At 64.6% G+C, this 13,674-nt stretch carries 10 protein-coding genes and 3 pseudogenes; 8 read left to right on the forward strand and 5 right to left on the reverse strand.

The genetic code is table 11. The features are described from left to right. Positions 1–117 precede the first annotated feature (117 nt). From JGU66_28535 to JGU66_28545, 3 genes are all read left to right on the forward strand, one after another. The gene (locus JGU66_28535; protein ID MBJ6764734.1) at positions 118–1,356 is read left to right on the forward strand and encodes a hypothetical protein; all 1,239 of its coding nucleotides are present in this window, start codon (positions 118–120) and stop codon (positions 1,354–1,356) included. Positions 1,357–1,720: 364 nt separating this feature from the next. Next, a complete protein-coding gene (locus tag JGU66_28540) occupies positions 1,721–1,939 on the forward strand; it encodes a hypothetical protein (protein MBJ6764735.1) in 219 nt (72 codons plus the stop codon). Then, on the forward strand, positions 1,926–2,234 hold the full coding sequence (locus JGU66_28545) for a transposase (protein ID MBJ6764736.1): 309 nt from the start codon (positions 1,926–1,928) through the stop codon (positions 2,232–2,234). Before JGU66_28540 ends, JGU66_28545 begins: the two co-directional genes overlap by 14 nt. 579 nt (positions 2,235–2,813) lie before the next feature. On the opposite strand, the gene JGU66_28550 is transcribed toward JGU66_28545, so the two are convergent. The 3 genes from JGU66_28550 to JGU66_28560 all read right to left on the reverse strand — a co-directional run bounded on the left by JGU66_28550 (position 2,814) and on the right by JGU66_28560 (position 5,279). Next, entirely contained in the window at positions 2,814–3,365 is a 552-nt protein-coding gene (locus tag JGU66_28550; GenBank protein ID MBJ6764737.1) for a hypothetical protein, read from the reverse strand. 1,136 nt (positions 3,366–4,501) lie between these two features. Further along, positions 4,502–4,900 carry an SRPBCC family protein gene (locus JGU66_28555; protein ID MBJ6764738.1) on the reverse strand — a complete coding sequence of 133 codons (399 nt, stop codon included), beginning with the start codon at positions 4,898–4,900 and terminating at the stop codon, positions 4,502–4,504. A gap of 205 nt (positions 4,901–5,105) precedes the next feature. After that, positions 5,106–5,279 carry a hypothetical protein gene (locus JGU66_28560; GenBank protein ID MBJ6764739.1) on the reverse strand — a complete coding sequence of 58 codons (174 nt, stop codon included), beginning with the start codon at positions 5,277–5,279 and terminating at the stop codon, positions 5,106–5,108. A 222-nt stretch (positions 5,280–5,501) separates the two neighbouring features. Here JGU66_28560 and JGU66_28565 point away from each other — a divergent pair, with 222 nt between their 5' ends. Continuing rightward, on the forward strand, positions 5,502–6,419 hold the full coding sequence (locus JGU66_28565) for a leucine-rich repeat domain-containing protein (protein ID MBJ6764740.1): 918 nt from the start codon (positions 5,502–5,504) through the stop codon (positions 6,417–6,419). A gap of 426 nt (positions 6,420–6,845) precedes the next feature. Then, positions 6,846–7,732 (forward strand): annotated as a pseudogene (locus JGU66_28570) (DDE-type integrase/transposase/recombinase). Between the two features lie 141 nt (positions 7,733–7,873). Here JGU66_28570 and JGU66_28575 read toward each other — a convergent pair. Then, positions 7,874–8,506 carry a hypothetical protein gene (locus JGU66_28575; protein ID MBJ6764741.1) on the reverse strand — a complete coding sequence of 211 codons (633 nt, stop codon included), beginning with the start codon at positions 8,504–8,506 and terminating at the stop codon, positions 7,874–7,876. Between the two features lie 151 nt (positions 8,507–8,657). Here JGU66_28575 and JGU66_28580 point away from each other — a divergent pair. From JGU66_28580 to JGU66_28590, 3 genes and pseudogenes are all read left to right on the forward strand, one after another. After that, a pseudogene (locus JGU66_28580) lies at positions 8,658–9,776 on the forward strand (IS3 family transposase). 469 nt (positions 9,777–10,245) lie between these two features. Continuing rightward, a complete protein-coding gene (locus JGU66_28585; protein MBJ6764742.1) occupies positions 10,246–11,256 on the forward strand; it encodes a hypothetical protein in 1,011 nt (336 codons plus the stop codon). 175 nt (positions 11,257–11,431) lie between these two features. Beyond that, positions 11,432–12,832, forward strand: coding sequence for a hypothetical protein (locus JGU66_28590; protein MBJ6764743.1), 1,401 nt, complete (start codon positions 11,432–11,434; stop codon positions 12,830–12,832). A 33-nt stretch (positions 12,833–12,865) separates the two neighbouring features. On the opposite strand, the pseudogene JGU66_28595 reads toward JGU66_28590, so the two are convergent. Continuing rightward, a pseudogene (locus tag JGU66_28595) lies at positions 12,866–13,534 on the reverse strand (response regulator transcription factor). Positions 13,535–13,674 lie beyond the last annotated feature (140 nt).

Raw genomic sequence — 13,674 nt, forward strand, 5'->3', positions numbered from 1 at the left:
GTCTCACCCTCCGCCACCGACCCCTCGCACGCAAATTCCTTTAGTTTCAGTGACGCATGATGCGTTCGCCTTGGGACTTGACCCCACCACAGCCAGCACGCACACAATCTCGCTTCGATGTCACTGAACGATCTACTTACCGCGCTTCGTGGTCCCTCGGGCCTCGGCCCGCCGCCGGGAGTCGCGCTCGCGGCGGTGGCCGGCTGTGAGTACCTCCCGCCGAAGAAGGTCGCGCGTGCCGATCTGCAGGCGCTGCGCGACCTTCTGCCCGCGCTGCCCGACGACCTGCGTGACGACCTCGTCGCCGTCAATCGCATGCGACTGCGCTGGCCCGGCGGTCAGATTCAGCTCCAGGCGATCAAGGCGCTGGTGGACGCGCTGGTCCGGCACGTCGCGCACCCGACGCAGGACCCGCTGCTTCGCGAAGGACTGCTCCCGCTCGCGTGCACCTCGCATCGTGGGCACTATGTGCACACGTGCGCGCGATTCGTGGAGGGCAGCTATGAGCTCGTGCTCGCGCTGGACACGAAGCGCTGGACGCTGCCGTTTCGGCTGGAGGAGTACCTCGCGCTGGCGATTCGTTGCGCCGGGGCGCCGCTATGGCCGCTACTCGTCGCCGAGGACGCTCGCCGCGAGCTCGGACTGACCGGATCATTCGAAGCGCTCGAGCGAGAGGTCGCCGGGCTCCTGGTGGCGACCTCGCCGGGGGTCGACTGGCACGCCGAACTCGCACAGGCCGTGGCCGGCCGAGCATGGATGCGACCGGAAAGGCCCGGGAAGGGGCGGCTGCTCGTGGATGGCGGCGCGCCGATGTCGAGCGAGATGATCGCTGCGCACCTGATTCTCGGTCATCCCGTACCGGCGGGTGTGCTGAACTTCTATCGGCAGCTCGACGGGACCGTCCTCTCGTGGCGCAGAGACGGCCTGTTCGCGGACTCACGCATCTCCGGCTATATGGACCTGTTCTGGCGCAAGGAGTCTCTCGTCGCCAAATACCTCGGAGACAGTCGGCTGAACGGGCGCCCCGAGGGAAAGTACCGGGTGCTCGTCTACGGCGAATACCCAACCTTCATCGATATGGCGTCCCTGGACCTCTATCCGCTGTATCACTGGAACTACTCCGAACGGTCGCTTCATCGCATACGCCTGACCTTCGATGAATACATGCTCAGGTTCATGCGCTGTGGCGCCGTCCAGCGCTGGGAGCGGTTGTTTGCGGACGGCTTCGCGGCGGACACCCCTGTGCAACAGGACATACTGCGTGCCGTTCGAACGGTCTGCCTCGACCAGGAGCTCGAGAGCTTCCTGGCCCCCACGGCGCGAGCGGACCGCCGGGCCGTCGCTGCGGCGCTGTGACAGAGGCTCCGGCGGATGCCGGGCCCAGCACCATCGCCCGCGCCGCACCACCGGGACAGGCGAATCCGAGAGCACGCCTCCGAGCGTGCGATGGGTGTGCCTACCCCAAATTCGGTCGCTGCGTCATGAGTGCGTCAAAATGTGCATCATGACGTGAGCGATGCGCATGACGAGCCGCTGGGTCCTCTTTTCCCTTTGATAGAGGTCGGAATTGCGCCCGGCTCAGACGCCTCAATACCTCTCTGGGTCGTGTCCCTATGAATGTGTAGATGTCGAGCAGGGGCGAGCGGAAAAGAGGGAAGCTCCTCGGTGAAACCAACCGAGACGGTCCTTCTTTGGCGAGGAGGCCGAGAAGTTCCCCGCCGTGGACGATACAGACTTTGCCGCGCCCTCGCACGAGGAGGTGCGCACCGACGTGCGAGCCCTCTTCCTGGGAGCCATCCGCATGACGCTGGAGATGCTGCTGGAGGAGGAGATTCGAGGCCTGGTGGGCGCGGGGCGCTGGCAACAGGTGGCGGGGCGCAAGGACCAGCGCAACGGCAGCTACCTGCGAGGCCTGCTTGACGTCCATGGGGCACCTTGAAGTGGCTGTGCCCCGGACGAGAGCCAGCGGAGCGGCGGGGGCCGTGCTGGGTCACTACAAGCGGCGCAGCAAGGAGCTCGACGAGGCGATTACCAGCGCGTACGTGAAGGGCGTCTCCATGTCGTCACCGACCGCGGAGAGATCCACTTCCACCGAAATCACCGAGGACCGGGTCTCCAAGGGTGATGGCAGGTGGTGTGCGTCCGTGCCAGAGCGAGCGAAGCGAGCGGAGGCTCTTTGTGGTCGCGAAATTGGCGACAGGAGGGAGTCGGCTCAAGGCTGGCAGGTGGAGTGAGTGAGACGGGCGACATGGAGGCAGCCAGGCCGCCCAGCGGGAGGAGCCGCATTGTCTCGAAGTGCGGGAGAGCCACCGAATCGGAGCACGCCCAGAGTGACGCTGATTGCCTCGCACCGCTGCGGAAGGGTGGCGGCTGCGTGCGGGGAAATCGCGAGCACTCAGTAATGCCTGGCCGAGTTTTCACTCTCTCGGTTAACAAGTCGCTCGGTTTTGCATTCTGAAGAGGGAAGAGGCGTAACCCTGGAAGGTGACATGCCCTGGGAATTTCGGACCACCTGAAGCTTGAGCGGCTACTGACGTGCTCTGAATTTTCAGGCCAGCGGAATCCAGAGTGGGGACTGCCTCTGAGGTGCCCCGTTGCGCTCGCTGTGGTTCGGTCTCCCTGGAATCCAATCGCCTTTGACCTGGTGAGGTCGGGCACCATCGGGCGAGAGGGGAACTCGGGCGCTGCAGGAGATGCGACGGTTCTCCGTCAGAGGGGGCGTCGTTCATCTCCGCGACGCGCGTCTTGACGCACCCATGACGCAGTGAGCGAATTTTGGATAGGCACAGCCTGCCGTCGGAGCGCGGCTCGTTTCACAACTGCGTGAGCGTGAGCGAAACGGGGCCACTTGTGTACTGGATTCCGCTGGAAAGACAGGCAAGAAGATCCGGTAGGGACGCCAGTACCAGCGTCTTGGTTGCGACGTAATTCGTGTACCTTCCCGCCGTGACGGTGCCGGTGATAACGACCACGCTCACTCCTGGGGGCTTTACGTCCACGCCGCCGCTGAAGACGACGGTGCTCGTGCTTCCATCATTCCAGGTGATGACGTTGGTGGTTGGGAGGTTGGCGACCAGGCAGCTCGCGGTCCCTGAGCCGAAAATCGTGAAATCTCCAAAGTTGAGGCTTGGGTCATCCAGCGCGACGCATGCGGAGTATTGCCCTGTCCCACTGATGGCTACTGGCTTGGATACCAGCGTGATGGGGGGAGTGTAGGTTTGATTCTGGTTTCCGGTGGCGCACTCCACGACGTTCAGCTGCGCCTGTGCAGGGGTGCTCACCATCAGTGCCAGAATCAGCGTGATTCCCCAAGCGGCCAGTGACGCGCCCTGGTGAATACTCTTGTGCATTTGGGTTGTCATCATGTGCTCTCCAGGCACGCCGGGAGCATTCCAAACGTGCCCATGTGTGTACTGCTGGTAGAGGGGACTCCTCATGCGACTCCACTGGCTGAACAATCCGTCTGGAGGAGTCGCACCTCCAATAGGCGGAGTAGAACCTCGAACGGAGACGCGCAGACCTATTGCCAAGCTCTCACGTCAATAGTCGCTTGAGTGCGTTGGTTTCTGGGGTTCCATAGATAGTTCTGATTGATTGGCAATATCAAGCAGATGGCACTATGGGGCATGTGTTGATTTGTTGTGAAATGTAGGGGCGTCGCGGCTCTCGGCTGTGCCGAAGAAGCTTGTCCTAGGCAAGCAGCTCGGAGAAGCGGATCTTGGCGCAGCCCAAGAGTTTCCCAGCGCGAGCCGGTGACACGGCGAGGTTATACTGGAGACGATCATGGGAAAGCGCGGCGATTCGAGCGCGTGACCCGTGAGCGCTGGAACCGGGACGGCCGGCTGAGCAGTCACGTGAGCGCGACGTTTGCCGGCCGTCAGTGAAGGGGGATGAGTTGAATCGGGCTGCGTCGAGTTCTTGGTCCTGGTCGGAGCGACGAGACTTGCTGGTGATGCAGACAAGCAATCTCTTGTGCACGAGAGGGTCTGCGCTGGCGGATGGAGGCGACCTTCAAGAGCCATTCGCCCGGCGACCTCGATTTCCTCCCGCTTGCTCATCTCGTCCACTCGCGCAACCCAGCATGGCTCAAGGCTCCCCTGCCGCCAGATTCCGGCATCTCGAGCGCCGCTGCGCGGCCCTCCAATCCCGCGCTTCTCCGCGCTCGGGTGGATCGAAGACCCGCGCTTCGTAAAGGTTGTCTCCCCCCAGAGAGGTGTCTCAAGAATTCGTGGGGCGGAGGACGCTCGAGCTCTCGCTCTGGGGCAGATAATCCTGTTGTTGCCAGGGGTTGCAGGGTGGAGTTGCGTGGCGCTCGCAACTCGGGGGCCGACTGGTTCACTACGAGCGTTGCTCTTCGTGTGACGGCATCGCGCGACGTGAGGCCGGCGTCTCCATTTCCTTCCGAGCCGGGAAGGGGAGGCGGGAGGGCAGCTCGCGATGTCGAAGGTGGACCGTCCAGTCCATACCCGGCCATCGCGAGCCCCTGAGTAGGAACAGCGGCTCAGGTCCCCAGTCCGTCAAGAGCCTTCTGCATTGCGGTCATTCCGGCCTCCATCATGGGGCCGATGACGGCACTGGCTTCGTGGGGCAGGAAATCAGCAGTCCAGACAATCCGACTCCCAATGCCTTCCGCGAAGACCTGGACCGCTCCGTTGTAGTGGGTCATTGGTACACCTTCCGCGCTCCACACGAGGCGCCGTCTCTCATCGTCGACCGTCACGATGGGCTCCTTGACCACCATCCCGTTGCCGAAGGTGACCACGCGGGCTCCCGGTTCGAGGCGAGTATCGACGACGAACCCGGGAACCAATCGGGTGTGAAGGGCGCCAATGTCACGGATTGCTGCCCACACCAACTCGGGCGTGGCACGTGTCGTGATGTCCTTGTGGATCGATGCCATGTTGTGTCCTCCTGTTGTGTTGAACCAAAAGATTCAAGGTCTGGGCCCGCAGCCATCTGCGCTCACGTGGTGCCCACGGCCTCGATGTTGTTCCCATCCGGATCGAGAGCGAACGCGGAGTCGTAGGTGTCCGCGCGGTCTGCACGAATGCCATGCGCTCCGTTGTCCTGGCCTCCCGATGTCACGCGAGCGGCGTGGACCCGGGTTACTGCGCCTCGCTCGCCGAATAGCGCCACAATGCCGGCTGCCCCTTGGGCTCGAATCCAGCACTCGTCGCGTCTTGGTTGCAGCGCTCGTCGCCCGATGGGGTGAGCACCGCCTGGTCGAGACTGATGCTGCGATTGAGATTCTTCACGCGTAGACCGAAGTGGTCGAACACGACTGCCTCCTGAGGTGCCCCCACTTCTAGGAGGTGTTCGTCATCTCATCTTGGAGAATCTTGCGATCTCCACTGCCTCAAAGTGGCGGAGCGGTACCGGCCCTGAATGGGAGCGCGCCCCTCTGGCTGTTCGACTGGAGGAGTTGCACTTCGAAGGGCTGTGCCTGGTTGCATTGAGCAGGAACACGCCTTAGTACTCTGTCTCAACAACTTAGGCGCGCCATGTCCGAAGACCCGTCACTGCAAGTCCATGTAGACAAACACCAGGAGCCGGCCAGCGAGGCGGAACTCCTGCCCACTCGTGAGTTTCTCGCCGCTGCGCCGGAGCAGGCGAAGGCTCTGCTGGAGAAGGGCCTTCGTGAGCACCCTGGGAATGCGCCCCTGCTTTACAGGTTGGCGCTTCTTCATGAGCGTCAGGGCCACCGTGAAAAGACCCTCGCCGCCTTGCGAGACGCCGTCGCTCGCGAACCGAGCCTGTTGGAGGCGGCAACAACGGACTTCGCGGCGTTCGACCGACTCTTCCTTCACGAGATCGGCTTGGAGGCGGTGCCAGAGGCCATTGGGTGCTTCACTCGACTGAAGACACTGGACCTCGGCCATAATCGCATCAAGGTGCTACCGGAGAGCATCGGCGCGCTGCGCGAGCTTGAGGTCCTCTACGTTCATGAGAATCGCCTGACAAGGCTTCCCGATTCACTCGGTGAACTCACCGCGGTGACATATCTGAATGCTGGCGAGAATCCTCTGGCCCAACTGCCGGATGCCATTGGACGGATGAGCAGTCTCATCGAGCTGCGCCTGCTCCATGCGGGACTCCAGGAGCTGCCCGCCGCCATCGGAAGACTCGCCTCTCTTCGCGAACTGCACCTGCGCGGCAACCACCTGACCGCGCTACCCGCGGCCATCGGTGAATTGCGCGAACTGCGCCACCTCGATCTGCGCGAGAATCGCCTCACCGCTCTTCCAGACGCCATCGCACGACTGCCTCGGCTTCGTTGCCTCGACTTGCGCGCCAATCCGCTCCAGGCCCTGCCACCGGGGCTGACCGAGTTGCCCGCCCTCGAAAAGCTGGACCTGCGCTGGACGGGACTGTCCCCGCCACCAGGCCTCCGCGAGCGCGGCTGCGTGGTGCTGGCCTGATTGAGCAAGCTTGCTGGTAGGGAGAGTTGCATGCTCACGAGCCGCAAGCGCCCGCTGAAGTGGGACCGCGCACTACCGGGTGGCGTGCGGCCTCCACGACCTCAAGCTCTTTTGCGCCGTCGCCACTCACTACGACAAGACGGCGAGCAACGACCTCGCCGTCCTGCGCGCCGCAGCCAGACGGCGCTGGGTGCATGACCACTCTGTCCATGGGACCGGGGCAGGCTCACTTCACCTTGTCCCGGCTTCAGTCCAGTTTGAGGAGATTCAGCGTCGGCAGGGGGCCTCCGGGGAACTGCTGCAGCTTTCCTCCCACCTTCAGGCTGCCGAGATCCACGGTGGCGAAACCCACCTGCCCGAAGAGGTTGTCCTCCGCCCCACGATTTCTTGAGACACCTCTCTGGGGGATAAACGCCCCCGCGAGAGGTGGATGTGAAGAAGCAGCAGAAGCAGGACAGGACGTCGGAGCGTGGACGGTTCTCGGCGAAGCGGAAGAAGGAGGCGGTACTCCGGCTGCTGAAGGGCGAGGAGCTCGACACCTTGTCTCGGGAGCTGGGCGTCACCGCCGCGGTGCTGCGCGAGTGGCGGGAGAAGTTCCTGGCTGGAGCCGAGGCCAATCTCAAGAGCCGCGAGCCGGAGCCAGCGGATGATGAGGTGCGGCGGCTGAAGGCGATGGTGGGCGAGTTGATGATGAAGAACGAGCTCTTGGAAGAGAAGGCGCAGTTGCTGGAGGACAACGCACCGGGTCTTCCCTGGAGGAAGTCGAGAGGATGAGCGCCCAGCTCTCGCCTTCCTGCCGCAAGCCCTATGGCCTGACACGGGTCACCTGCACCCAGACGAGCGCAGAGGGCCAGGCCACCGTCTTCATCGCCGTGGACCACGGCACGTCCGAGTGTGTCGGCATCCACGCCGCCAAGGTGGGGACTCGCTTCGAGGCCCTCGAGCCCATCCGCCAGGGCGTCAAAGCTCGCTTCGGAGCATACGGCCGGGGTGTGGCCACGGGCTTGGCTATCCGCCACGACAACGGCAGCCAGTACACCTCGGAGGCCTTCCAGCGCGAGCTGCGTTTCCTGGGCGCCGACTCCAGTCCGTCCTTCGTCTGCAGCCCCGAAGGCAACGGCTGTACCGAGCGCTTCATCCGGACCCTCAAAGAGCAGCTCCTCTGGGTCCGCTCGTTCGAAACCGTCGAGACACTCCGTCTGGCTCTGCTCGACTGGGCTCGCCAGTACAACGAGCACTGGCTGCTGGAGCGCCACGACTTCCTCTCGCCGACTCAGGCCCGGCGAGAACTCATGCAACGGCAAGCAGCCTGATTGCTACCAATCTGGTGTCTCAACAATCAGGTGCGGTACACGGTGTCGATGGGTCAGCGCGTCGAACCTTCGGCAGCAGCACACGGAAATCTCACGAGATTTCACGTCCCGACTTCCGGCGAAGAGCGAGTAATCGGTCTCCTACTCCGAACCGAAGACCTGCGCGAGATAGTGCTTCGAGAACGCCGTCCAGTCAGGCCTGTCGAAGAATGCTGCCTCGACCCAGTGGTGTATGAAACGCATGGCAAAGCCGCGCTGCAAATAGTCCTCGACGCCCACGGGCAGCGGCCGGATCTCTCCGACTCCGTCGAGTGGCACGAAATGCAGCCGGTCGAGGACCCGGCCCGATTCCATTTCGAGGCAGACCGCGAACTCGCCCTCGCAGTAATCGAAGGGCGCGAGGCGGTCGAGCAACTCACGCGCCTCCGGAAAGGCTACGTACGGGTCGAGTAGTTCCGCTCCACGTCGGCCGTCGATGCCGTCGACGCATGTGGAAACAGGGAGGACGTTTGCCTCTCCCCCAACGATGTCGATCTCGCGGTCGAGGTACTCGATTGCGGCGCCTTGTTGCAAGCGCCATCGGATCTGCATGGAATCAGCCTGCTCGTAGAAGCGCTCGAGTGCCGCGGGCAGTGTCAGAGTCTGTCGTACGCGGGCGAGATCGGCGCCATTGTGGCCATACGACAGCACGCACCGACCAGCTTTCGCCACCGAGGAAGCCGCGAGGGGCGCGATGCAAGCCTGGTATCGGTCCGAGACCGGATTATCGCTCATCGATGGATGATACGCGAGGAGACTCGTTTGTCGAACTGCGCCACCCAACGGCGCCATTCCGTTCACCGCGACGAGCCTGTGACATGCCTTGGGCGTTTCGGACCACCTGATGCTTGAGAGGATGCCGCTCCGGGTACGACGGAGGCAGGCGGTGAAGAAGAGTCGGTTCAGCGAGGAGCAGATGGTCGCGATTCTGCGCGAGGCGGAGCGGACCTCGGTACCGGAGACCGCGAAGAAGCACGGGGTGAGTGAGCCGACGGAGTACGCGTGGCGCAAGCGCTTCGGGGGGGCATGGACGCCAACGACACGAAGCGGCTGAAGCAACTGGAAGCGGAGAATGCCCGGTTGAAGACGCTGCTGGCTGAGCGGGACTTGGACATCGAGGTGCTGAAGGAAATCCAATCAAAAAATGGTGAGCGCCCCTGCGCGAAGGCAGCAGGTGGAGTATGCCCGCGCCATGGGTCTGTCCACCCGGCGAGCATGCAGGCTGCTGCGGGTGGCGCGCTCGGCACTGGGGCACGAGTCCCAGAAGGCACAGCGGGAGAAGCCCGTGGTGAAGCGGATGTGTGAGCTTGCCCTGCCGTACCCGAGGTCCGGCTACCGTCGCATCCGCATCTTCCTGGGGCGCGACGGGCACTCCATGTGTCCAGACAGGGCTTACCGACTCTGGAAGCAGGAGGGGCTGCAGGTGCCGCGCAAGAGGCCCAGGCGGCGCGTGGCGAGCGGCCGCCCCCGTCCGTTGCCGGCAACTGGGCCCAACCAGGTGTGTTCCTATGACGTCGTCTTCGACGGCTGCGCCAACGGGCAACAGCTCAAGTGCCTCACCGTGGTGGACGCGTGGACGAGAGAGTGCCTCGCCATCGATGTCGCGGGAGCCATCCGCTCCGGACGGGTGGTGGAGATGCTGTCGAGGATTGTCAGCGAGCGAGGGGCCCCGCGGCCCATGCGCAGTGACAACGGACCGGAGTTCGTGGCCTCAGCCATCCTGCGGTGGGCCGCGGAAGCTCGCATCGAGCTGGCGCACATCGCACCCGGCAAGCCCTGGCAGAACGGCACCGACGAAAGCTTCAACGGACGCCTTCGTGACGAGTGCCTTAGCATGGAATGGTTTCGCTCCAGGGCGGAGGCGCGGGCCGTCATCGAGGAGTGGCGCCTGCATTACAATCAGGTCCGTCCTCACTCGAGCCTTGGCTACCTCACGCCTCTGGAATTTCGACGGAAGTGCGAAGCAGTGGTGCCCAGCCCATCCCGGACGGAACCTCTCTCGTAATCAGTGGTCCGAAGAATCCAGGCAGGTCATGAGGGCGTCGTCTCTCGCGCGGCGCGCAGTGCCTGGGCGTGCCGGGCCTGGAGGCCTTCCAACGAGAAGGTGGCGTGCAACTGGAGACGACCTTCAAGAAGCGCGGGTCTTCGACGAGCGGGTCCGCCACAAGACGGTGGTCGTCATCGCCCACCGCCTGAGGACTGTGCGCCGCGCCCACCCGATTGTCGTGTTGGACCAGGGGCGTCTGGCCGAGCGCGGCACACACGATGAGTTGCTGCAGCGTGACGGCCTGTACGCCTCGCTCTGGCGGGAGCAGGAGCGCGCCAAGGGCTGGTACCTGGGCACCCGCGAGCGGGGTGTCCGGCCTGTTTCCTCGAAAGAAAACAGGGGTCTCGATTTATAAGAAACAACTCGGACCCCTGGGGCGATAACTCCAACATCAGCAGTTGCCGCCCAACCTGGAGAGGTTCACCCCATGGGTCTCGGAATCCCCAGCTTCAGCGATGTGAAGCGGAAGGTGACGTCCACTGTCAACGGCGTGAAGGACACCGTCGTCGACAAGGCGAAGGACGTGAAGAAGGCTGTCGTGGACACCTCGAGGGACGTCTTCGAGGACGTGAAGCACAACCCCGTCACGGACACGCTCAAGAAGGCCGTGACGGACCCCAAGGACCTGGCCCGCGACGCCCTCCAGGGCGGCCTGCGCGCGGCCTACCTCGGCGCCACCTCGCTGCTGCCCGACGGCGCGACGGACAAGCTGTTGAAGGCGGGCGAGTTCGGCGTGGACGCGCTGGCCAAGACGTCCGAGGTGATTGCCGGCAAGGACTCCTCCATCACGCAGAGCCTGAAGACGCTGGGCCGCGTGGACCTGGAGGGCATCAACCGCACCACGGACCCGGCGACCGGGCAGAAGCTCAAGGGCGACTGGCCGAAGCTGTGGGGCACGTGGCTGCTGGAGGAGAAGCCCAAGGACCTGGGCACGTGGGACAAGACGGCCGACGGCACCGACCGCGTCAACGTCAGCAACAACGCGTACACCGATGACCTGGCGGGCCGTCCCCACCAGCAGAAGGTGACCGAAGAGTTCTTCAAGATGTACCCGAACCCGAAGCCGGGTGACACCTTCCCCCCCGAGGGCGCCAGCAAGGACGTGACGGACAAGGCGCTCTATGTCTTCACCGGTGAGGGCACGGCGGAGAACAGCAAGAACAAGTACACCTCGCTGGAGTGGTTCATCGGCTCGTACCGCACCCAGGTGACGTGCACCGGCATCGACGAGAAGACGGGCAAGCCCAACCTCAGCTACGAGGTGGTCAACAACTCGCACTTCGAGTCGGGCACGCGTGTCCCCGCCAGCTTCCAGGAGAAGGGCCTGCCCAAGTCGCTCGTGGATGACCGCAAGCGTGAGCAGGGCGTGGGCATCGGCGGTGACTGGATTCAGCGCTACACCTGGACGAACAACGGCGTGGACAACCCGAACAAGTAGTCTCCATTCATGGCGTTGACCCGAGGCCCGGTGGTCGCCCTGTGCGACCCCGGGCCTTTGTGTTTCACGGGGTCCTCGGTGGTTGTGATGTCTTGTTGCTGTTTCCCAGACATCAGGAAACTAATTCTCACCACCGCCGATGATTCCGCATCCCCCTACCTCATGAGGCGATGTCATGGCCGGAATCGCATCCATCCAGCGCAACGCAGCCGAAGCCGCCCGTCGACGCATCGAAGCCGCTCGAGCTGTCACGGAGAAGGCCGTCGACAAGGTGAAGGGCGCGGCGGAGAAGCCGCTCCAGGCGCTGTCGGCCTTCGACGGGCCGAAGAAGGCGGGCGCGGAGAAGCTCACGGGGGGGAAGACCCAGGCGGTCGCCGGCGCGTTGGACGGAGCCCCGGCGGACCCGAAGGCGCGCGCGGGCTGGTGGAAGGGGCTGTCTCCCACGGAGCAGATGCAGGCCATCAGCGCTGACCCGAAGAAGGTCGGCTCCATGGATGGGTTGCCGGCCTCCGTGCGCGACGGCGCGAACCGCGTGCAGTTGAAGAATGAAATCACCCAGCTCAACGCCGAGGCGAAGAAGGCCAAGGCGGACTCTCTGGACAACATGTCCCTGGGCGACAAGCTCCGGGACGCGCTGCGCCCGGGCAGCGCCAAGAGCGACCCGCCCGAGAAGTTCCTCTCCAAGGAGAAGCAGCACCAGTTGGAGAACGCGAACGCGGTCCAGAAGCAGTTGGAGCGCACGGCGAAGGAGGCGGGCTCCGCGCAGTTGCTCGTCTATGACTCCTCCTTCGTCAAGGGCGAGGGGCGCGCCGCCATCGTCGCGGGCAACCTGGATACGGCGAAGCACGTGTCCGTCAGCGTGCCGGGGTTGAGCTCGGACGTCCGGGGCTACATGGACAACATCACCAGCGACGCGCTGCGGCTCCACCAGGCCGCGGGCACGCAGCGCGGTGAGGTCGCCACCGTCGCTTGGATGGGCTACGACGCGCCGGGCTTCCAGAACGTGGCCTCCGACAACGCGGCGGAGAACGGGGCGAAGCTGCTGGCCTCGGACGTGGCGGGCATCCGCGCCAGCCGCGAGGGCAACCAGCCCCACTTGACGATCATTGGCCACAGCTACGGCAGCACCACCGCCTCCATCGCGGCGGACAAGAACAACCTCCTGGCGGATGACCTGGTCCTCATCGGCAGCCCGGGCGCGGGCAGCGCGAAGTCCGTGAAGGACTACGAGCCCCAGCTCGCCAACGGGCATGTCTGGTCGGGCTCGGCCAGCCGGGATGTCGTCTCGTGGTTGAACGGCAGCAACTTCCCGGGAGACCCGCTGGGCCAGGACCCGTCCGAGAACAAGTTCGGCGCGAAGCGTTTCACGGCGGAGGCCGCGGACCGGGGCGACAAGAGCAACATGGGGGACCACTCGAAGTATTACAACGAGGGCTCCGAGTCCCTGGAGAACCTGGCGGACATCGTCACCGGCAACTACGGCGGCGTGGACAGCGCAAAGCACCGGTACGGGAAGCACGATTGGTTCAAGGGCAACCGGGTCATCGACCCCGAGGGCGACCGCGCCGTCTCGTGAGCGAGCCGAACCGCTCGCGCAGCGCAGCGTGGTGGCGTGGCTGCGGCTGCGCGGTAGGGGCTCCGCGAGGCCCCGAACGAAGACCTCTCCGCTCAAGCTCCGGTCCACGCGTTCGACGAAGGACAGGTTGACCTGCGCGGAGCGGTGCAGGCGCGCGAAGGTGCGCTCCGGGAGCCGCTGCTCCCAGTCCTTCAAGGGGCGCGGTGACAGGCTGTGCCTGCCGTCCGCGGTGCCCCGCTCCACGGAGGCGCCCGCGCCTCGCAGGCAGACGATGGGGTCCACCCGCACGAAGCGGGACTTCGCGCCGTCCTCGAGGAAGAGCAGGTCGCTCTCCGCCAGCTTGTGGCGGCTCGCGCCCTGCGCGGGAGGGGACTTGTTCGTCTCCTTCTTCGCTGGCCGGGCCCGCGTGCGCGCGAGCCGGTCGGGGTGCACGGGCTTGAGCAGGGAGTCCAGGGTGTTGACCTCGAACGCCCGCAGCGCGTGGGCGTCGTAGGCCGTCACGAAAATCACCTCGAACGGGTGCTCGGGGAACCGGGCGAGCAGGTCGAAGCCACCTTCCCCTGGCATCTGCACGTCGAGGAAGAGCAGCTCGGGCTTCAGCTCCTCGATGCGGGCGAGCGCGGAGGCCACGCTATCCTCGGGCGTAGCTGCTCCTTGGGGCCTCCTCCCACCGCCCTGACGAAGGGCTCGATGAGAGCCCACTGCTCGTCTGTCGGGATGCTCGGATACTGCGTGCGCGCAGGCATGGCGAGGTCGGGCATCTTGTTCCGTCAACGCCACGGCCCCCTCTCTCCATTCAACACGCTCTCAGGTCCGGCGGACTTCAGTCGGGCCGAGGACTG

The organism is Myxococcaceae bacterium JPH2 (assembly GCA_016458225.1).
Classification (GTDB): domain Bacteria; phylum Myxococcota; class Myxococcia; order Myxococcales; family Myxococcaceae; genus Citreicoccus.

Coding starts and splice junctions, on each gene's coding strand:
- JGU66_28585 (MBJ6764742.1), top strand. CDS start 10,246: ATGGGTCTCGGAATCCCCAGCTTCAGCGATGTGAAGCGGAAGGTGACG.
- JGU66_28555 (MBJ6764738.1), bottom strand. CDS start 4,900: ATGGCATCGATCCACAAGGACATCACGACACGTGCCACGCCCGAGTTG.
- JGU66_28550 (MBJ6764737.1), bottom strand. CDS start 3,365: ATGATGACAACCCAAATGCACAAGAGTATTCACCAGGGCGCGTCACTG.
- JGU66_28535 (MBJ6764734.1), top strand. CDS start 118: ATGTCACTGAACGATCTACTTACCGCGCTTCGTGGTCCCTCGGGCCTC.
- JGU66_28545 (MBJ6764736.1), top strand. CDS start 1,926: ATGGGGCACCTTGAAGTGGCTGTGCCCCGGACGAGAGCCAGCGGAGCG.
- JGU66_28590 (MBJ6764743.1), top strand. CDS start 11,432: ATGGCCGGAATCGCATCCATCCAGCGCAACGCAGCCGAAGCCGCCCGT.
- JGU66_28565 (MBJ6764740.1), top strand. CDS start 5,502: ATGTCCGAAGACCCGTCACTGCAAGTCCATGTAGACAAACACCAGGAG.
- JGU66_28575 (MBJ6764741.1), bottom strand. CDS start 8,506: ATGAGCGATAATCCGGTCTCGGACCGATACCAGGCTTGCATCGCGCCC.